This is a genomic window from Pseudomonas sp. TWP3-1 (genome assembly GCF_049896625.1).
Classification (GTDB): Bacteria; Pseudomonadota; Gammaproteobacteria; order Pseudomonadales; family Pseudomonadaceae; genus Aquipseudomonas.
Genome location: NZ_JAFCUQ010000024.1, coordinates 39,629 through 57,328, shown reverse-complemented (window position 1 = coordinate 57,328; position 17,700 = coordinate 39,629). Strand labels below are relative to the sequence as shown.

The window sequence follows — 17,700 nt, the reverse complement described above, 5'->3', positions numbered from 1 at the left end:
CACGATGAATCAGTATTTTTTCGCTGGCAGCCTGGCATGGCTGCTCTCGTCGCCGGCGTTCGCTGCGCCGGCGGATGCTTACACTCAGCGCGATGTGATGCACTGCGCCGGTGTTGAAGTGGTGTTGGAGTCGTCGTGCCGGTCGGTGACGGTGGATGACGCAGAAACCCACCTCATCGCGGTTTGTTCCGATCAGACCATCAACATCGGCGGCAAAGTGCTGCGGCGTGACATCGACAAGGTTTCACAGCTCACGTCCGACGGTAAGAAGGCAAAGATGCTGAGTAACGTGGTAGTGGCGATGGGTTGTGTGCAAGGCACCAAAGGCAGCCTGGTTTCCATTGGCGGTTATGGCGGTTGTGGTGCCTGTCCTGAATGGCGCGGGTATTACTCGACGGCGGGCCGATTGGAGCAATACAGCTTCGATAATAACCAGCGCTCATTTGGTTCGAAAGGTTCTTGGGAAGAGCTTATCGAGGCTTATGGCGTCACGGAGAAACAACTGCAATCGGAAAGCCCGGCAGTAAAAAGGATCGTTTATGGCCAGCCTTAAATGGGTGCTGATGTTCGGCAGTTTATTTGCCGCAAGTGCGTTCGCCGAAGACCCGCCAATAGTCGGTATTGACGGATATACGGTGACGTTTCGGGCGACAGAATGGACGATGCCCGGTGTGGAGTCGGCGACCGCATGGTTCACCGCAAACGGCAAAACCTTCCCGCTCTTCAGTGCTGACGTTGGCGCCGATGGGCACTCCAATATGCTCAGTCCTGACAAGAAAACCTTGCTGCTCGACCCGGTGATCTTCGGCATGTTGTCGGAGGAAGACGGTAAAGAGACGCTGCAATCACAACAGCATTGCGATGTGATTTCGATGGAGACGGGTTGTGTGCTGGCTGAGCGTTCTGCTTATTTTTGTGTCGGTAAGTGGGTGAGTAATCAGTGGGTTTCCGCAGACGGTGATGTGCTCTCTCCCACCTTGGAGACGGTGTCCCCCAAGGACTTGTTGAAACAGGTCTCAAATATCGAACCGGCGCAGTCCCGCGCGCAGTCCATCGAAGGGAGCCTGGACTTCTTGAGTCCCGAATCCTACATGGCATGCCACCCCCCGGCGCAAAATGTTCAGGCCTACAACGACTTGGGTTTCTACCTGGCCGAGGGCGGTAGAGATGAGCTTGCGCTGAAGTTTTATCGCGGCGTTGAGGCAGTCGGTAAACGCACAGTGTTGATGCTGAACATGGCGGATTCATTGTGGCAATTGAACAAGAAAGATGAAGCGCAGCGTTATTACCGCGAGTACGGCGAAGCAATGGCTGCGGCCGGCAAGGCACAGAAAATTCCGCAACGCGTCGCTGAGCGAACTGCACATCAGGGAATGAAAAATTGAACAGGATTGTCCGCTTTATCGCGTTGCCCCTTGGGATGCTGTGCGCGTCAATCGCGCACGCTGAGGACAACTGCAAAGTCATCACAGTGAGCTGGCAATACGACCAATGCGTGGAAGCCGACCGCAAGAGTGCCGATGCAAAACTCAATGCAAGCTACAAACTATTGATGACTCGATTCGAGTCTCAATGGAAGCGTCAGCCTGAACAAGCGAAGGCCTACATGTCCATGGCCAGAGACTCGCAACGCGCGTGGATCAAGTTACGCGACACCACATGCCCTCTCGAAGCCACGGAGACTGAAACCGGATCTAAGGCATATACCACGCTGACCAATAACTGCATCGCCAGAATGAGTCTGGAGCGAGCCGCTTATCTGGACGCTCTCGCACCGGATGATCCGAGTGAAGTGGTCGATGTCGCCAAGGTTTCCAACTCTGCTTCTCAACGCTTTGGTGATGTTGTTGCTCGTTATGTCACCACGTTTGGTAGTCCGTGCCTCAATGTGCAAATCCTTGCGCCAGACGGTAATTGGAGGGTGTTGTCGTCCAAGCGCTTTTGCAGTTTTGACGGTAAGTCGTTCAGGTCGGGTTATAGCTATGCCGGGTTTGAAGATCACGTATTTGCGGACGACGGTTTGCACGTGACACTTAGCCTGACAGAGCTTCATCCTACCGGTGAAAAGCGCCTCGCCTGTGTGATTCCGATTCAGAACGAGCAAATCAAAGAGCTGAAATGCGCCGCACCGTAAGACCCTCGCGCAAGTTTTGACGATTGACCAATTGGTCGATCAACAAGGAAGTAATGAAATGACCAGGTTTTCAAGTCGTGTGTGCTTACTCGTATCTATTATCGGCTTTACAGTGCAACCGGCGGTAGCTGATGACCTGCAAACCATCAAGCAAATGCATCCGCCGGTGGTGGCATCGGTGGGCGAGCAGAAGATCACCGTGTTGTTCTTGAAGAACACGCTCAAAGGTCAGACGACGGGTGCGTACGTTCCCGGCGGTGAAGTTTTCTATTCAACAATGAGTGCTACGAAACCAGAACTCACGTTTGTAGCGCCGCTGATTGGAGAAGAAATCGCGTCGGTGTTCTTCTTTGAGCGCAAGTTTCCCGAGCGAGCGGGGAAGTCCCTTTATGTGCTGACGAAGCTAAAAGAGTCGAACGCTGGCTTTGAAGGCTACACCTATTGGACGCTGGAGCTGCCGCTCATCAATCAGGGCGAGCAGTTGTCTTTGCGATTCTTTCGCGGAGATCCGCCAGACCCCGAATTGCAGAACTGCCGCGACGGCCGAGACCTTGAAAACGGCGTAGATGTCGCGTGTGGCTATAAGGATGCGGCGAGTATCAAAAAGCGTCTGGCGGACCTCGATGGTAAGATCATTGCCGATTCAAAGCTTCAACAAGACCTCCGCCAGAGATCGCCCAAAACCGACGGCGAGGCGACCACTATTGCTTGTCCTTCGCCCGAGTTTTCAGCGTTCCTCGGAGCTTTTTCCGAGCACCCCGATGTGCAAAAAACATTCATCCAGCAGCCGCTGCAAATGGTCACGACCGTAGCCGGCGATCCCGAACTGGAGATGCAAAAAAACAGCCTCAGTGGTGATCAGCTCAAATTTCCAATCATCCCTGATCTGGCGAAGCGCGAAGTCCAAGGCCTGACGTTGAAGGTCAAGGAAGAGCGGGGCAACAAGGCCACGGCGATTTTGCAGAAGCCGGATACCGACTATGTGATTGAGTACCGGTTTGTACGAGGCCAGTGTTGGATACTCAGTGAAGTAACGGATTTTTCCCTTTGAAACCTCTGTCTATGTTTCTTCCAGCATTTTTACTTCTCTGTCCGCTGATGGCCCACAGTGAGGTCGAAACGAAGCTCTATTGCTTCCGCTCGCAAGAGGGCAAGAGCATCAATTTCGAGTTCAGAACCTACTACGACTCTGTTTTGAAATGGAGCGGAGCGGGTGTCAGGTACAGCACGTCGAAGAAGGCGATTAGCCTCGTTCATCGCAATACAGAACAAGAAGAATTGTTGTATGGGCGTCCATATCAGTACACGACGACGTGGGTCGAACTGGCAGACGGTGCGCTGACAGGTGAGTATCAAATGGTCACTCAGGGCGGCCGGGTCGATGCGATGACCTACACGAACTACAAGTCTGGAAAAAAGTACTCGTTTGACCACGCTTTCAATATGGAGCCGTCACTGAAAACGGAATGCCAGTGGTGAGTGGTAGTTACTGAAAGAGGGGACGTAATTGTCCCCTTTTTTCTGTCCGCAATTTGCTACGGCTTAACCCCGTACTCCTTCAACTCAATGTGATCGAGCACACCTTCAACCATCAACTGCACGCCATCCGCCATTCTGCTCAGGGCCAGTGCTACCGAGCGGCGTGTGCCGTCGAGGTCATCGGCCAGGTCGGCGGCGATGGCGCTGATGGATAGCAGGTCTTCCGAGGCGTTGGCCATCAGGGCTTCGGCGTCGATGTCGCTGGAGAGGGTGAAGAGACCGCCTCGGCGTTTCGGCGGCGGATCGGACGGTGGGGCGGATGCAGGCGCGGGAGCCGGGCCGAAATGGTGGTCGAGGGCGCGCTCGGCGGCTTCGTGGAATTTCTTCGAGTCGGGGGATTCGTACGGTGAGGTATCAGGGTTTTCTGGGATTTCTGAAAGCTCAGGGGGATTTGGTGTTGGATTGAACATTTAGGCTTACTCCAAATTTTAGGAGCCGACACCGTTCGCTCGCACTTCGAAAGTGGTGGCAGCTGTGCATAGGTGTGCAAGACCGGTGGAGTTACCCGGCAGACCCAAAGGCCTCCCATACACAGCAGCCATAACGATCCGCGAGCATAGGAAAACGCTCGATGAATTGCCATAACCCAGTGTGTACTCCACCGAACTTGCACGTCCGGATCACCTGTTTTCTGGTGACGAACGAAGGTTATCGACGAACCCCCATCCCGCCTAGTTCATGGACAGCGCCAGAGTTTGAAGGACGTTTCCGACAGGTTTGCGGGTTACAAGATCAAAAGATCGCAGCCTTCGGCAGCTCCTACAGGAATGTGTTTCGGCAGGTGTAGGAAGTTGGGCGTGAAAGAGTGACTTGGTAGTCATCAGGCGGGAAAAGCGCGGCAACGTCTTCTATCAGTGGCAGATAGTGGCGAATTGGCGCGAAGCCGTTACACTGCGCCGGCCGTTCATTTTCCTTTTGAGGCTGTGCGCATGAAATTTCGTTTTCTTCTGTGGATGCTGGGTCTGTTGATGGGTAAGGCCAGTCGGACAAATCCTGCGTTTCAGCAGCAGTTGGGTGACAAAGATCTGGTGTTTCAGATGCAGACTCTGGACGGCAAGGTGGCGCGGCATTTTGTGGTGAAGGATCAGCGCATCACCAGCAAGTCCGGAGTGGTGGCGGAACCGGCGTTTGCGATTGCCTTCAAGGACGCGGCGTTCGGGTTTGCCACGATGCAGGCGAAGAACAAGCAGTTGGCGTTCATGCAGGGGATTCAGGACAAGACGATTCAGATCAAGGGCAACCCGGCGCTGGTGATGTGGTTCCAGGGGTTGATGAAGTATTTGAAGCCGAGGAAGGCCAAGCCGAAGGCTTAATATCGTATTTCGGCTGGGCGGACTTTTGTGGCGAGGGAGCTTGTCGAATCGTCGCACCGTCCCGCTGGGCTGCGAAGCGGCCCCAGACTCTGTGGCTGGGTTTGCGACTGCTGCGCAGTCGAGCGGGAGCAAGCTCCCTCGCCACAGGGAGTTGTGGTGCTTCAGGTAGATCGAGTTGAATTCATCGCGGGCAAGCCCGCTCCCACAGGGATCGCGTGGATCTTGCGGGGGCGGCTTGCCCGTGATGCGTTTAGGCCTGGCTGAATTGCGAGGCCAGTTCGCGCAGCAGGACTTCAGCTTCGAGGACTTTGCTGACGACGTCGTTGGCTTTGTCGCGGGTCAGGCCGACGCGTTCGAGCAGGGCGTCGGGGATGTCTTCGTCGGGGCCTGAGCCGACTCCGCGAGCGCGTAGCAGGCGTACCGCCAGGCACACGAGGTTCGGGTATTCGGCGTAGGCGCCGTCGTAGCTTGGGTCGTGCTGGAAGCGCAGGGCGGTGGCCAGTTCATCCGGCATGTCCCAGTAGCGCATCAGCCACGAGCCGATCTGTTCGCGGCTGATGCCCAGCAGATGTTGCTCGACGTAGCTGTGGCACAGGTGCGGGTTGACCTCGAGGTGGCGGCAGATCAGCGAGAAGTGCGGCGGGAACACGTGGGCCAGCAGCAGGTAGCCGAAGTTGTGCAGCAGACCGGCGAGGTAGGTCAGCCCGGCTTCCGGGCGCTGGGCGCGCGGCATGGCGCGGGTCAGGCCTTCGATGACGGCGGCGGTGTAGATCGATTGCTGCCAGTACGGCGTGGTGTGTTGCGGGTGGTCTTTCGGCAGGCTGAGAGTCTTGCCGAGGGCCAAGCCCAGCGCCAGGTTGATCACCAGATCGAAACCCAGCACGCGGACGATGGCGTCTTCCACCGAACGAATCTTGCCCGGCGAGGCGTAGTACGGCGATGCCGCCCAGCTCACCACTTGTGCGGCCAGTGCCGGATCGGTTTCGACCACGCCGGTGATGTCGTCGATGGTCGCGTTCGGATCAACCCGCAGTTTGATGATTTTTTGCGCAGTTTCGGCCAGCGGCGGAATCTCGATGGTCGCTTCCAGGCGCTGCTGGATGCGCCGCGCGGTGAACGCTTGCACGGCCTGGGTGATTTCCTCGCGGTCATCATCGGGGCGGTCGAGGTTCGGGCGGATGCTGGTCAGGTTTTCGCCGAAGTTGGCGGCGCTGGCCTTGGTCAGCATGGTCTTGAAGGCTTCGCTGGTGATCTCCAGCAGCAGGCCCGGCTCGCCGGAGTTGATCAGCAACTTCGGTTCACGCAGCAGGCTTTCTTCGTAGAGGCACGGCGAACTGGTCAGCGCCGGCAGGCCCGGCAGCAGGCTCAGGCTATGTTTGCCGAGCATCTTTTCCAGGCGCTCGGTGGACACGGCGGTGAGGCGGCGGCCGGTCAGTTCGGCGAGGCGATTGAGGTCGAGCAACTGGCTCTGCGGGAACAGCACCATCAGCGCGCCCACGGCGTCATCGAGCAAAACGGCCTGGACTTTGCGCGAGGCATTCAGGCCGTGGTGGTCGAGCACTTCTTCGTAGGCGATGCCCAGCTTGCCCAGCAGCAGCCGAATTACCGACGGAGCTTGCGGGGGTTCGGGGGCGAGAGCAGCTTCGGTCATGGTCTGTATCCGTTTTTGAAACAATTGCTGGAGTATAACCAGCTTGGTTGGGACGAGGGTTCAGAAACTGCGACGCTGCTCACACTTGGCCATATTGCTGCCCATGGCGCAGCCAGCGGTCGAGCAGCGGACTGACGTGCGTCGGCCAACGTTCGAGCAACGCTTGCGCGGCGTCACGTACGGCGGGCAGCAGATCGGCGTCGCGCATCAGGTCGGCGACTTTGAATTGCAGCAGGCCGGTCTGGCGGGTGCCGAGCATTTCGCCGGGGCCGCGCAGCTCAAGGTCTTTCTCGGCGATAACGAAACCGTCGTTGGTCTCGCGCATGATGCCGAGGCGCTGACGACCGATCTGTGACAGCGGCGGATGGTAGAGCAGCACGCAATGGCTGGCCGCGCTGCCGCGTCCGACCCGACCACGCAACTGGTGCAGTTGCGCCAAGCCGAGGCGCTCAGGGTTTTCGATGATCATCAGACTGGCGTTAGGCACGTCGACGCCGACTTCAATTACCGTGGTTGCGACCAGCAGTTGCAGGTTGCCGGCCTTGAATTCGGCCATGACGGCGGCTTTCTCCACCGGTTTCATACGGCCGTGAATCAGCCCGACTTTCAACTCGCCAAGGGCGAGGGTGAGGTCTTCGAAAGTGGTTTCGGCGGCCTGGCAGGTCAGCTCTTCGGATTCTTCAATCAGCGTGCACACCCAGTAGGCCTGGCGGCCTTCGGCGCAGGCGCCGCGCACGCGTTCGATGACTTCGACGCGGCGCGTGTCGGTGACCAGCACGGTGTTGACCGGGGTGCGACCGGGCGGCAATTCGTCGAGGATCGAGGTGTCGAGGTCGGCGTAGGCGCTCATCGCCAGCGTGCGCGGAATCGGCGTGGCGGTCATGATCAATTGGTGCGGACACATGCGCCCGCCAACACCTTTCTGCCGCAGTGCCAGACGTTGCTGCACGCCAAAGCGGTGCTGTTCGTCGATGATCACCAGCGCCAGATTCTTGAACTTCACTTCGTCCTGAAACAGCGCGTGCGTGCCGACCACCATCGGTGTGCCGCTGGCGATCTGTTCCAGCGCGGACACGCGGTTTTTGCCCTTGAGCTTGCCCGCCAGCCACGCGACTTCGATACCCAGCGGTTCGAGCCAGCGCTTGAACGTGATGAAGTGCTGCTCGGCGAGAATCTCGGTCGGCGCCATCAGCGCGACTTGGTAACCGGCCTCCAACGCCTGCAGCGCGGCGAGGGCGGCGACCACGGTTTTACCCGCGCCAACGTCGCCCTGAATCAGCCGCAGCATCGGTTCGTGCTGACTGAGGTCGTAGGCGATTTCGTTGCCGACGCGTTGTTGCGCGCCGGTCGGGGCGAAGCCGAGGTTGGCCAGATATTTCGGCGGCAGCTTGGTAGCTTTCGGCATGGCCGGCGCGCGCAGCGAGCGCATGCTTTCGCGCAGACGTTGCTGCGACAGTTGATGTGTCAGCAGTTCTTCGAAAGCCAGACGATGCTGCGCCCAGTGATGACCGAGGGCCAGTTCATCGACGTCGGCATCGGCGGGCGGGTTGTGCAAGTAGCGGATCGCATCGGCCAGCGGAGCGAGTTGATAGTCGCGTGCCAGCTCGGTCGGCAGCCAGTCGGGCAGGCTGGACGGGCCGAGCAGGGTCAGGGTCTGCATGCATAGTTGGCGCAGGCGCGCCTGGGTCAGGCCTTCGGTAAGCGGGTAAACCGGGGTCAGGGTTTCATCCACTGGCGGCGGTTCGTCGCCGGTGATCGCGCGGTATTCCGGGTGGTAGATTTCCAGTCCCGAGGCACCGGGCCGGGCTTCGCCGTAGCAGCGAATCCGCGTGCCGCGCTTCAGGCCTTCTTTCTGCGCGTTGCTGAAATGATAGAAGCGCAGGCTCAGCCCGCCGGTGCCGTCCTGCATGCGCACCACCAGACTGCGGCGGCGGCCCATGACCACGTCGGCGCCGCTGACGGTGCCTTCGACCACGGCGTCCTGTCCCGGTCGCAAGTGGCCGATCGGCACCACGCGGGTGCGATCCTGATAACGCAGGGGCAGGTGAAACAGCACGTCCTGGAGGTTTTCCAGACCGACCTTTGCCAGTTTCTCGGCCATGGCTTCACCGACACCCTTGAGTGCCGTCACCGATACTTGCGACAGCTCCGTCATGACGCTGACTTAACCGGCTGTAACCGGTGCCGCTGGCTTGGCCACCGAGCACAGGCGAATGGAGTCGGCGAGAATCTCGATGGCTTTCGGCCGTGGGAAGCTCGCGCGCCACGCAATGGCCACGGTGCGGAACGGCACCGGCGCCGACAGCGGCCGCACTTCGATCACGCCCGGGGCGTAGTGATGGCTGTCGACTGCCGACAGCGGCAGGATCGAAATGCCGAGGCCGGACGCGACCATGTGGCGGATAGTTTCCAGCGAGCTGGATTCAACCGTGGTGTGGCGCGCGCCGTCGTTGCCTTTGGTCAGGGTTGGGCAGGCTTCCAACACTTGGTCGCGGAAGCAGTGACCTTCACCGAGCAGCAGCAGGCTCTTGTCGTTGAGCAGCGCGGCGTCGATGGATTCTTTCTGGGTCCACGGGTGCTGAGCTGGCATCAGGACGTAGAACGGCTCGTCGTAGAGTTGCAGGGTCAGTACGTCGGCTTCGTTGAACGGCAGGGCGATGATGATCGCGTCGAGCTCGCCGTTGCGCAGTTTGTCGCGCAGCACGTGGGTGAAGTTTTCTTCGATGTACAACGGCATCTGCGGGGCGACCCGGTGCAGTTGTGGAATCAGATGCGGGAACAGGTACGGGCCGACGGTGTAGATCGCGCCGACTTTCAGCGGGGCGGTCAGCTGGTTCTTGCCAGCCTGAGCCAGCTCACGGATGCCTTGCGCCTGCTCCAGAACTTTTTGCGCCTGAGCGACGATGCCTTCGCCGACCGGCGTCACGCGCACGGCACTCTTGCTGCGCTCGAAAATCAGCACACCGAGTTCGTCTTCAAGTTTCTTCACGCCCACCGACAGGGTCGGCTGGCTGACGTGGCATTTCTCGGCGGCGTGGCCGAAATGCTGCTCTTGGGCGAGGGTAACGATGTAGCGCAATTCTGTGAGGGTCATAGCAAGCGTCCATGAAGGTGCGGGCCAAGCATACCGGCTGCAATCGATAGACGCACGTTATCAGACTCAGTGATGAGTGCGACACCGGGCAATAGCGGTTTTGCGCTTATGGAGAGGGCAAAAAGCAAAAGATCGCAGCGTGCCGCAGCTCCTACAGGGGAATGTGGTCCGTGTAGGAGCTGCGGCACGCTGCGATCTTTTGATGTTGCTATTTAACGCCGGCGTTCGAGGGAGTACACAAACGGCGCAACAATTTCGATCGAGCCGTTGGTCAGCATGTCGGCCGGTGGCTTGGGCAGCGGCTGTGCGCGGCGGATCATTTCCAGGGTGGCCCGGTCCAGATCGGCGTTGCCAGAGCGGCCCACCAGTTCGAACGACAACACGTTGCCTTCAGCATCGACCACGAAACGCAGTCGGTTCAGACCTTCTTTGCCCCGTGCCTGTGCGCTTTGCGGGTACTTCTTGTACTTCTGCAAATGCGCGAGCAGGGTGCCTTGCCAACTGGCCTTGGCCGCCAATTGTGCTGGCGATGGGCCGGGCGCCGGCTGTGCTGACTTCTCGGTTGGCGCCTGGGTTGGTTGAGTGTCGGCCGGTTTTTCCTCGGAAGGTTTTTCCTTCGGTGGATCGGGCAGCTTCTTTTCGACTGGCTTCGGCGGTTTAGGCTTTGGCTTGGGTTTAGGTTTCTGCACCGCGATTTCGGCTTTCGGTGCTTCGGCCAGTTTCGGAATCGGCAGTTCTTCCACCGGAGCCGGTGGCTGCGGTGGCGTGACGACTTTCGGCGGTGCCGGCGGTGGCGGGGCCGGGAGCGGTGCCAGCTCGACCATCATTGCCTGCGGCGGCAATTCGATGGGCGGGCGGGCGGTCCAGTTCAGGGCCAGCGCGATGGCCAGCGCATGCACGCCCAGCACCACGGCCAGGCTACCGCCGTAACGCGTCAGCTTATGGCGCGTCGTGATCATTTTTTGACTGCGCTCTCAAGACCGACCAGGCCGACCTTCAGGTAACCGGCGGCGCGCAGACTATCCATCACGCTCATCAGGTCGCCGTAATCCACGCCTTTATCGGCCTGGAAGAAGATCGTCGTGTCCTTCTTGCCCTTGGTTTTCGCGTCGAGGGTGGCGCCGAGCGACGCGGCGGTCACTTCGTCTTCGCCGAGGAACAGGCGCTGGTCAGCTTTCACGCTGAGGAACACCGGTTTCTCTGGCCGCGGCGCCGGTTTGGCGGTCGAGGCTGGCAGGTCGACTTTGATGTCCACAGTGGCCAACGGCGCGGCCACCATGAAGATGATCAACAGCACCAGCATCACGTCGATGAACGGCGTGACGTTGATTTCGTGGTTCTCGGCCAGATCGTCGTCTGCGCCTTCTTTCAAATGCAGGCCCATGGCCGATTACCCCACTTTGACCATGTGCGGCTGCGAGCTGCTGCGCTCAGGCTGGTGGTCGAGATCGCGGCTGACCAGCAGCAGCACTTCTGCCGACGCATCGGACACCTGCGCCTTGTAGCCGGCGATGGAGCGGGCGAACACGTTGTAGATCACCACCGCTGGAATCGCGGCAACCAGACCCAAAGCGGTGGCCAGCAACGCTTCAGCAATACCAGGCGCCACGACGGCGAGATTGGTGGTCTGGGTTTTGGCGATGCCGATGAAGCTGTTCATGATGCCCCACACGGTACCGAACAGGCCGACGAATGGCGCGGTCGAACCGATGGTGGCGAGCACGCCGGTGCCGCTGCTCATGTTGCGGCCACAGGCGGCAACCAGACGCTCGAGGCGGAAGCTGACGCGTTCCTTGATGCCTTCTTTCTCGCGGGCGTTGGTCGACAGGTGCATTTCTTCCAGCGCATCGTGCACCAGCAGATTGGCCAGGGTGCCTGGCTTGGCAGCTGTCGCGCTGGCTTCTTTAAGGGTGGTGGCTTTCTTCAGTGCGGCGATTTCGCCACGCAGACGACGCTTGGCGCCCATCAGCTCGAAGCCTTTGGCAATCCAGATGGTCCAGGTGATGATCGAGGCGATGGCCAGACCGATCATCACGATTTTCACGATGATGTCGGCGTTCTGGTACATGCCCCATGGCGACAGGTCGTGGGCCATGCCCAGCGAGTTGTCGGCTTCAAGGACTTCAGGTGCGTCAGCGGCGCTGGCGTCGGCGGCTTGCACGGGATCGGTGGCGGCCGGCGCAGCGGCGGGAGCGGTTTGCTCCTGAGCTGGCGGAGCGGCAGGTGCCTGGGCGTCAGCGAAAGTGGCGACTGGCGCGAGCATCAGGCTGAGCAACAGGGCAGCCACAGCGCTCCAGGCGCGAGGTCGTGTGGTAGGCGAAGCGGTGTTTTGATTACGTGTCATGCTGGCCGGACCTGAGATAGAAAAACGGTAATGCTCTTCCAGGCCTCGTGAGGCCGAGAACAAAAGTGGCGTGCATTATTGCAAGTAATTCTTGTTAACAAAAGTAATACAGTATCTTTTTTTCCTTGATTGCTAGCCGCTCGTCCTGTGCCGAGGCTAGTCTGTCGCTTTGAGATGGGAGTTTTTTGATGTCCGCGCCTTCTGTTTTGATCGCCGGTTGTGGCGATGTCGGCAGCCGTCTGGCCAAGCAATTGCTGGCTGAAGGCTGGGAGGTTCATGGCCTGCGCCGTGATATTTTACGTCTGCCGGATGGCGTCATCGGTGTGGCCGGTGACTTGTTCAATGAAGACTGCCCAGCGACCTGGCCGGTCGGTGCGGTGGATTATCTGGTGTATTGCGCTGCGGCTACCGAGCACGATGAGGCCGGCTATCGCGCCGCGTATGTGCAGGGTCTGCAGAACGTTTTGAGCTGGCTGGACGATTACGGGCAAGTGCCGGATCGACTGTTGTTCGTCTCCAGCAGCAGCGTTTATGGGCAGCAGGAAGGCGAGTGGGTCGATGAAACATCCGCAACTGTTGCCGCCGGGTATTCCGGGCAGGTGATGCTGGAAGCCGAGCAAGTGGCGCTGAACAGCGGCATCCCGGCGAGCATCGTGCGTCTGACGGGCATCTATGGTCCTGGCCGTGAATGGCTGCTGACGCAGGTGCGGCGTGGTTATCGCGTGGCAGTCGATCCGCCGCTGTACGGCAATCGCATTCATGCGGATGACGCGGCCGGGCTGATGGCGTTTCTGCTGGAAGCGGATCGCAAAGGTGTGACGCTGGAAGATATCTACATCGGCGTCGATGATGCGCCGGCACCGCTGGCCGAGGTGGTGGGGTGGTTGCGCGAGTATCTGGGTGTCACCGAGTGGTCGGAAGACGCAAGCGTGCGTCGAACCGGCAGTAAGCGTTGCAGCAACGCGCGGGCGAAAGCGCTGGGCTGGGTGCCGAAATACCCAAGCTACCGCGAAGGCTACGCGGCAATTCTCGAAGGTAAATGCTGACTCCCAGGCACCACAAACCACTGTGGGAGCGGGCTTGCCCGCGATGGCGCCCTGGCAGTCAACATAAGTGTTGAGTCTGATGGCCTCATCGCGGGCAAGCCCGCTCCCACAGGGTTAAGTGTTGTTCTCAGGTATGGTTACTGTTTTTCCAGCAACCACTTGCGATCACCCGGTGTAAACGCCGGCATCTCATCCGCCAGTGCCGTGTTCACGGTCTGAAAGATCTCCAGCTCCTTGCCCTTGCGCGCAAAGATCCAGGTATTGCCCTGGCCGTTGAGTTGCAGCCACATGTTGTCGTTGCCGTTGCTCATCGACGCGCAATCACCCGCCAGGCACAAGGCGTAACGATCAGCACCCGGCAGGCCGGTAACCTGACCATCGGCCTGGAATTGCACAGTGGCGCCTTCACCCTCGCCGCTGGTGATTTTCCAGCTGCCGCCCAAGTAGGCCGAGTACAGCGCACGTTCGAAACTGGCACCAATCGGCGCGCCTTCCGGTACTGGAATCTGTGCGCGGTCGAACAGCTGCTGTGGTTCGTTTTCGCTGGCAGCCTGTTGCAACTGGCGGCCATCGCGTTTCAGTTCGCTGGCGGAGCTGCCATAGAAGTCGACTTTCCAGGCGCCGGACTGTTCGCCCAGCAGCCGTCCTTCGACTTTCTCAAAACCGTTGGTATAGCGGGCCTGACTGGCCTTGGTGTTGACGTCCCATTCCAGATTCGGGCCATAGGCCTGAAGCGCTTCGCGCAGGGGGCCGCCCTTGGATGCGGCATCGATGGCCACCTGATTGATCCAGGTGCCGCTGATGTCACGGTCGGCAGGGTCGCTGGCGCAGCCGCCGAGGAAAATGGCGAGCAGCGAGAGAGCAAGCGCTTTGCGCATGGTGGAATCCTTTCAAAACCTTTTCTTTACCGCAGAGCAGTCGGCGCAGCGTTTGAAGGCTGCGCCGCGCGCATTACTCGATGACCAGAATGGCATCCATTTCAACCTGCGAACCCTTTGGCAGGGCAGCAACGCCGATGGCGGCGCGAGCCGGGTATGGCTGGTCGAAGTACTTGCCCATGATCTCGTTGACCTTGGCGAAGTGGCTCAGGTCGGTGAGGAAGATGTTCAGTTTAACGATGTCTTTGAACGAACCGCCGGCCGCTTCGGCCACGGCTTTGAGGTTTTCGAAGACCTGAACGGTCTGGGCTTCGAAGCCTTCAACCAGTTCCATGGTTTTCGGGTCCAGAGGAATCTGGCCGGACATGTACACGGTGTTGCCAGCCTTGATTGCCTGGGAGTAGGTGCCGATGGCAGCCGGGGCCTTGTCGCTGGTGATAACAGTCTTGGTCATGTATGACTCCTTGTAATGTTGAATTTATGCACGCATGCGGGTGATGCGGATCACCCCGGTCAGTGCGCGCAGTTTCTTGATCACGCGGGCCAGGTGCACACGGTCGTGGACGCTGACCACCAACTGGACAACGCTGATGCGACCATCGCGTTCGTCCATGCTGATTTTCTCGATATTGCCGTCGGCCGCGTTGACGCTGCTGGCCAGCAGTGCGATCAGGCCGCGCTGGTGTTCCAGCTCGACGCGCAGTTCGACGTTGAATTCGCCGGTGACATCCTTGGCCCACGAGAGCTGGATGCATTTTTCCGGGTTGTGCCGGATTTCGCTGATGTTGCGGCAGTTGTCGAGGTGCACGACCATGCCTTTGCCCGCTGACAGGTGGCCGACAATCGGATCGCCCGGAATCGGCGTGCAGCATTTGGCATAACTGAGCACCAGACCTTCAGTGCCGCGAATCGCCAGCGGGCCTTCCGGACTTGGCAACTGTTCGCCTTCGCCGAGCAGGCGTCGCGCCACAACATAGGCCATGCGGTTGCCCAGACCAATGTCTTCAAGCAAGTCTTCGATCAGTTCGAGGCGGTATTCGCCGAGCATGGCTTTGACGCGTTCGGCCGGGATCTTCTCCAGCGCGCTGTCGAAACCGTTGAGCACCTTGTTCAGCAGGCGTTCGCCGAGGCTGATGGACTCGGAGCGGCGTTGCAGCTTAAGCGCGTGGCGAATGTGCGTACGCGCCTTGCCGGTGACCACGAAGTTGAGCCAGGCCGGGTTCGGCCGTGCGCCGGGAGCGCTGACGATTTCGACCGTGGAGCCGCTCTGCAGCGGTTCCGACAGCGGCGCGAGACGTCGGTTGATCCGGCAGGCGATGCAGCTGTTGCCGACGTCGGTGTGCACCGCGTAGGCAAAGTCGACCGCCGTGGAGCCTTTGGGCAGCTCCATGATCCGGCCTTTGGGCGTGAATACGTAGACCTCGTCCGGGAACAGGTCGATCTTCACGCTCTCGATGAATTCCAGCGAGTTGCCGGCACGTTGCTGCATTTCCAGCACGCCTTTGACCCACTGGCGCGCGCGGGCGTGAGTGCCTTTCGGCTGCTCGTCGCCGCTGGATTTGTACAGCCAATGGGCGGCGATGCCGTTGTTGGCCATCTCTTCCATTTCACGGGTGCGGATCTGGATCTCGATCGGTACACCGTGCATGCCGAACAGCGTGGTGTGCAGCGACTGATAGCCGTTAGCCTTGGGGATCGCGATGTAATCCTTGAAGCGCCCCGGCAACGGTTTGTACAAATTATGAACAGCGCCCAGCACGCGGTAGCAGGTGTCGACCTTGTCGACGATGATCCGGAACGCATATACGTCCATGATCTCGTTGAAGGCCCGACGCTTGCCGCGCATTTTCTTGTAGATGCCGTAGAGGTGTTTCTGGCGGCCACTGACTTCGCCCTGGATCTCGTCGATCGCCAGGCAATGGCTCAGCGACTCTTCGATCTTGTTGACGATTTCCTTGCGATTGCCCCGGGCGCGTTTGACCGCCTGGTAGATCCGCGCGGAACGCATCGGGTGCATGGCCTTGAAGCCGAGGTCTTCGAACTCTATGCGAATGGCGTGCATGCCCAGCCGGTTGGCGATGGGGGCATAGATTTCGAGGGTTTCCTTGGCGATGCGTCGGCGTTTTTCGCCGGACAGCACTTCCAGCGTGCGCATGTTGTGCAGGCGGTCGGCAAGCTTGACCAGGATCACGCGAATATCGCGGGCCATGGCCATGGCCATTTTCTGGAAGTTTTCGGCCTGGGCTTCGGCTTTGGTCTCGAAATTCATCTGGGTCAGTTTGCTGACCCCGTCGACCAGTTCGGCCACGGTTTCACCGAACTGCGCTTGCAGCGCTTCTTTGGCGATCCCGGTGTCTTCGATCACGTCATGCAGCATCGCAGCCATCAGGCTCTGATGGTCCATGTGCATGTCGGCAAGAATATTTGCCACGGCAAGAGGATGCGTGACATACGCCTCGCCACTGCGGCGGCGTTGGCCGTCGTGGGCTTGTTCGGCGTAGAAATACGCTCGGCGGACCAGGTTGACCTGGTCTTTGCCGAGGTAGGCCGATAAGCGATCGGCGAGGGCGTCTATGCTCGGCATGATGACTCCTGCCGTACGTTGTGACCCTGCGCCGTGCTACGTCGACCAGGCATAGGCTTAGACGGCCTCGTTGGACTCGTCCTCGAACGCTGCGAACAGCGGTTCGTCTTCGACGATTTCAGCGTTGGCGATGAACTCGTAGCTCATCAGGCCTTCAGCGATTTCACGCAGCGCTACAACGGTAGGCTTGTCGTTTTCCCACTGAACCAGTGGCTCTTTGCCGCCGGTGGCCAGTTGACGGGCACGTTTGGTGGACAGCATGACCAGCTCAAAACGGTTTTCCACGTGGTTCAGGCAGTCTTCAACGGTTACGCGGGCCATGGTATTCCTCGGAGCGAATGCAAGATGCGCGCTGCCCGGTTGGGCGAGCGGACTGAGCAGTTTAAAAAAACACCAGCGATTAGGGAAGCGCTGATTTTTTGACCAACCTCTTCAACGCGCTGCAAGTGCCAATGTAAAGCCCTTGCAGCGGTTTTGGGAAGTGCTGTTTCAACCGAGCAATTCGGCCAACAGTTTGCCGAAACGCACCTGTTGGCGCCTCTGTTGCAGCTGATTGGCGCGGAAAATCGCCTTCAGGTCGTCCAGCGCATGGGCGAAATCGTCGTTGATGATCAGGTAGTCGTATTCGACGTAGTGGCTCATTTCGTTCACCGCTTCGCGCATCCGTCCGTCGATGATCTCGTCACTGTCCTGGCCGCGATTGGTCAGGCGCTGATGCAATGCTTGCAGCGACGGCGGCAGAATGAACACCGAGCGGGCCTGCGGCATCAGCTTGCGCACTTGCTCGGCGCCCTGCCAGTCGATTTCCAGAATCAGGTCGTGGCCTTCGTCCAGGGTCTGTTGCAGATGGCTTTGCGAGGTGCCGTAAAAGTTGCCGAACACTTCGGCGCGCTCGAGAAAATCACCGTGCTCGCCCATCTTTACAAAGTCTTCGCGGGTCACGAAGTGGTAGTTCACGCCGTCGACTTCACCAGGGCGCATGGCGCGGGTGGTGTGCGAGACCGAAACGCGGATCTCCGGAATGGCGTCAGTCAGGGCCTTGACCAGACTGCTCTTGCCCGCACCCGATGGGGCGGAAATGATGTACAGGGTGCCGGTGCTGTGGGTCATGTCGGGG

19 protein-coding genes are annotated in these 17,700 nt (G+C 59.5%); 7 read left to right on the top strand and 12 right to left on the bottom strand.

Annotated elements, in window-relative coordinates:
* Nucleotides 1–4: 4 nt before the first annotated feature.
* Genes ACP7BN_RS25070 through ACP7BN_RS25050 form a run of 5 tightly spaced genes read left to right on the top strand, consistent with a single transcriptional unit; the run spans nucleotide 5 to nucleotide 3,613 of the window.
* Complete coding sequence (locus tag ACP7BN_RS25070) at nucleotides 5–553, top strand: hypothetical protein (RefSeq protein WP_426206512.1); 549 nt, start codon at nucleotides 5–7, stop codon at nucleotides 551–553.
* Nucleotides 540–1,385, top strand: a complete 846-nt coding sequence (locus tag ACP7BN_RS25065) for a tetratricopeptide repeat protein (RefSeq protein WP_426206511.1) — start codon at nucleotides 540–542, stop codon at nucleotides 1,383–1,385. Before ACP7BN_RS25070 ends, ACP7BN_RS25065 begins: the two co-directional genes overlap by 14 nt.
* Before the next feature lie 35 nt (nucleotides 1,386–1,420).
* Complete coding sequence (locus tag ACP7BN_RS25060; RefSeq protein ID WP_426206531.1) at nucleotides 1,421–2,134, top strand: lysozyme inhibitor LprI family protein; 714 nt, start codon at nucleotides 1,421–1,423, stop codon at nucleotides 2,132–2,134.
* 58 nt (nucleotides 2,135–2,192) lie between these two features.
* Nucleotides 2,193–3,185, top strand: a complete 993-nt coding sequence (locus ACP7BN_RS25055) for a hypothetical protein (RefSeq protein WP_426206510.1) — start codon at nucleotides 2,193–2,195, stop codon at nucleotides 3,183–3,185.
* Nucleotides 3,182–3,613, top strand: coding sequence for a hypothetical protein (locus tag ACP7BN_RS25050; protein WP_426206509.1), 432 nt, complete (start codon nucleotides 3,182–3,184; stop codon nucleotides 3,611–3,613). Before ACP7BN_RS25055 ends, ACP7BN_RS25050 begins: the two co-directional genes overlap by 4 nt.
* Before the next feature lie 56 nt (nucleotides 3,614–3,669).
* On the opposite strand, the gene ACP7BN_RS25045 is transcribed toward ACP7BN_RS25050, so the two are convergent.
* Entirely contained in the window at nucleotides 3,670–4,083 is a 414-nt protein-coding gene (locus ACP7BN_RS25045; RefSeq protein WP_426206508.1) for a DUF6124 family protein, read from the bottom strand.
* A 519-nt stretch (nucleotides 4,084–4,602) separates the two neighbouring features.
* On the opposite strand from ACP7BN_RS25045, the gene ACP7BN_RS25040 reads away from it, so the two are divergent.
* Nucleotides 4,603–4,986: an SCP2 sterol-binding domain-containing protein gene (locus tag ACP7BN_RS25040; protein WP_426206507.1), complete on the top strand. Its 384-nt coding sequence runs from the start codon at nucleotides 4,603–4,605 to the stop codon at nucleotides 4,984–4,986.
* Between the two features lie 250 nt (nucleotides 4,987–5,236).
* On the opposite strand, the gene ACP7BN_RS25035 is transcribed toward ACP7BN_RS25040, so the two are convergent.
* From ACP7BN_RS25035 to exbB, 6 genes are all read right to left on the bottom strand, one after another.
* Nucleotides 5,237–6,637: an aminoacyl-tRNA deacylase and HDOD domain-containing protein gene (locus ACP7BN_RS25035; RefSeq protein ID WP_420649267.1), complete on the bottom strand. Its 1,401-nt coding sequence runs from the start codon at nucleotides 6,635–6,637 to the stop codon at nucleotides 5,237–5,239.
* Nucleotides 6,638–6,716: 79 nt separating this feature from the next.
* On the bottom strand, nucleotides 6,717–8,792 hold the full coding sequence (gene recG / locus ACP7BN_RS25030) for an ATP-dependent DNA helicase RecG (RefSeq protein WP_426206506.1): 2,076 nt from the start codon (nucleotides 8,790–8,792) through the stop codon (nucleotides 6,717–6,719).
* 9 nt (nucleotides 8,793–8,801) lie between these two features.
* Entirely contained in the window at nucleotides 8,802–9,731 is a 930-nt protein-coding gene (locus tag ACP7BN_RS25025; protein WP_426206505.1) for a LysR substrate-binding domain-containing protein, read from the bottom strand.
* 212 nt (nucleotides 9,732–9,943) lie between these two features.
* Complete coding sequence (locus ACP7BN_RS25020) at nucleotides 9,944–10,690, bottom strand: TonB family protein (RefSeq protein WP_420649265.1); 747 nt, start codon at nucleotides 10,688–10,690, stop codon at nucleotides 9,944–9,946.
* Nucleotides 10,687–11,115 carry a TonB system transport protein ExbD gene (gene exbD, locus ACP7BN_RS25015; protein ID WP_420649264.1) on the bottom strand — a complete coding sequence of 143 codons (429 nt, stop codon included), beginning with the start codon at nucleotides 11,113–11,115 and terminating at the stop codon, nucleotides 10,687–10,689. Before exbD ends, ACP7BN_RS25020 begins: the two co-directional genes overlap by 4 nt.
* 6 nt (nucleotides 11,116–11,121) lie before the next feature.
* Nucleotides 11,122–12,075 (bottom strand): tonB-system energizer ExbB, encoded by a 954-nt coding sequence (gene exbB / locus ACP7BN_RS25010; protein ID WP_426206504.1) that lies wholly within the window; start codon nucleotides 12,073–12,075, stop codon nucleotides 11,122–11,124.
* Nucleotides 12,076–12,263: 188 nt separating this feature from the next.
* Here exbB and ACP7BN_RS25005 point away from each other — a divergent pair, with 188 nt between their 5' ends.
* Entirely contained in the window at nucleotides 12,264–13,121 is an 858-nt protein-coding gene (locus ACP7BN_RS25005; protein WP_426206503.1) for an SDR family oxidoreductase, read from the top strand.
* 137 nt (nucleotides 13,122–13,258) lie between these two features.
* On the opposite strand, the gene ACP7BN_RS25000 is transcribed toward ACP7BN_RS25005, so the two are convergent.
* The 5 genes from ACP7BN_RS25000 to gmk all read right to left on the bottom strand — a co-directional run bounded on the left by ACP7BN_RS25000 (nucleotide 13,259) and on the right by gmk (nucleotide 17,693).
* Complete coding sequence (locus ACP7BN_RS25000; protein ID WP_426206502.1) at nucleotides 13,259–13,999, bottom strand: hypothetical protein; 741 nt, start codon at nucleotides 13,997–13,999, stop codon at nucleotides 13,259–13,261.
* 73 nt (nucleotides 14,000–14,072) lie between these two features.
* Nucleotides 14,073–14,453, bottom strand: a complete 381-nt coding sequence (locus ACP7BN_RS24995; RefSeq protein ID WP_003229509.1) for a RidA family protein — start codon at nucleotides 14,451–14,453, stop codon at nucleotides 14,073–14,075.
* Between the two features lie 24 nt (nucleotides 14,454–14,477).
* Nucleotides 14,478–16,583: a bifunctional GTP diphosphokinase/guanosine-3',5'-bis pyrophosphate 3'-pyrophosphohydrolase gene (spoT, locus tag ACP7BN_RS24990; protein ID WP_426206501.1), complete on the bottom strand. Its 2,106-nt coding sequence runs from the start codon at nucleotides 16,581–16,583 to the stop codon at nucleotides 14,478–14,480.
* Nucleotides 16,584–16,640: 57 nt separating this feature from the next.
* Nucleotides 16,641–16,904, bottom strand: coding sequence for a DNA-directed RNA polymerase subunit omega (gene rpoZ, locus ACP7BN_RS24985; RefSeq protein WP_007894670.1), 264 nt, complete (start codon nucleotides 16,902–16,904; stop codon nucleotides 16,641–16,643).
* 168 nt (nucleotides 16,905–17,072) lie between these two features.
* The gene (gmk, locus tag ACP7BN_RS24980; protein WP_426206500.1) at nucleotides 17,073–17,693 is read right to left on the bottom strand and encodes a guanylate kinase; all 621 of its coding nucleotides are present in this window, start codon (nucleotides 17,691–17,693) and stop codon (nucleotides 17,073–17,075) included.
* Nucleotides 17,694–17,700 lie beyond the last annotated feature (7 nt).

What these genes read in the sequence shown, in the direction of transcription:
- ACP7BN_RS25070 (WP_426206512.1), top strand. Translation starts at nt 5, where the DNA reads ATGAATCAGTATTTTTTCGCTGGCAGCCTGGCATGGCTGCTCTCGTCG.
- ACP7BN_RS25065 (WP_426206511.1), top strand. Translation starts at nt 540, where the DNA reads ATGGCCAGCCTTAAATGGGTGCTGATGTTCGGCAGTTTATTTGCCGCA.
- ACP7BN_RS25060 (WP_426206531.1), top strand. Translation starts at nt 1,421, where the DNA reads ATGCTGTGCGCGTCAATCGCGCACGCTGAGGACAACTGCAAAGTCATC.
- ACP7BN_RS25055 (WP_426206510.1), top strand. Translation starts at nt 2,193, where the DNA reads ATGACCAGGTTTTCAAGTCGTGTGTGCTTACTCGTATCTATTATCGGC.
- ACP7BN_RS25045 (WP_426206508.1), bottom strand. Translation starts at nt 4,083, where the DNA reads ATGTTCAATCCAACACCAAATCCCCCTGAGCTTTCAGAAATCCCAGAA.
- ACP7BN_RS25040 (WP_426206507.1), top strand. Translation starts at nt 4,603, where the DNA reads ATGAAATTTCGTTTTCTTCTGTGGATGCTGGGTCTGTTGATGGGTAAG.
- ACP7BN_RS25035 (WP_420649267.1), bottom strand. Translation starts at nt 6,637, where the DNA reads ATGACCGAAGCTGCTCTCGCCCCCGAACCCCCGCAAGCTCCGTCGGTA.
- recG (WP_426206506.1), bottom strand. Translation starts at nt 8,792, where the DNA reads ATGACGGAGCTGTCGCAAGTATCGGTGACGGCACTCAAGGGTGTCGGT.
- ACP7BN_RS25025 (WP_426206505.1), bottom strand. Translation starts at nt 9,731, where the DNA reads ATGACCCTCACAGAATTGCGCTACATCGTTACCCTCGCCCAAGAGCAG.
- ACP7BN_RS25020 (WP_420649265.1), bottom strand. Translation starts at nt 10,690, where the DNA reads ATGATCACGACGCGCCATAAGCTGACGCGTTACGGCGGTAGCCTGGCC.
- exbD (WP_420649264.1), bottom strand. Translation starts at nt 11,115, where the DNA reads ATGGGCCTGCATTTGAAAGAAGGCGCAGACGACGATCTGGCCGAGAAC.
- exbB (WP_426206504.1), bottom strand. Translation starts at nt 12,075, where the DNA reads ATGACACGTAATCAAAACACCGCTTCGCCTACCACACGACCTCGCGCC.
- ACP7BN_RS25005 (WP_426206503.1), top strand. Translation starts at nt 12,264, where the DNA reads ATGTCCGCGCCTTCTGTTTTGATCGCCGGTTGTGGCGATGTCGGCAGC.
- ACP7BN_RS25000 (WP_426206502.1), bottom strand. Translation starts at nt 13,999, where the DNA reads ATGCGCAAAGCGCTTGCTCTCTCGCTGCTCGCCATTTTCCTCGGCGGC.
- ACP7BN_RS24995 (WP_003229509.1), bottom strand. Translation starts at nt 14,453, where the DNA reads ATGACCAAGACTGTTATCACCAGCGACAAGGCCCCGGCTGCCATCGGC.
- spoT (WP_426206501.1), bottom strand. Translation starts at nt 16,583, where the DNA reads ATGCCGAGCATAGACGCCCTCGCCGATCGCTTATCGGCCTACCTCGGC.
- rpoZ (WP_007894670.1), bottom strand. Translation starts at nt 16,904, where the DNA reads ATGGCCCGCGTAACCGTTGAAGACTGCCTGAACCACGTGGAAAACCGT.
- gmk (WP_426206500.1), bottom strand. Translation starts at nt 17,693, where the DNA reads ATGACCCACAGCACCGGCACCCTGTACATCATTTCCGCCCCATCGGGT.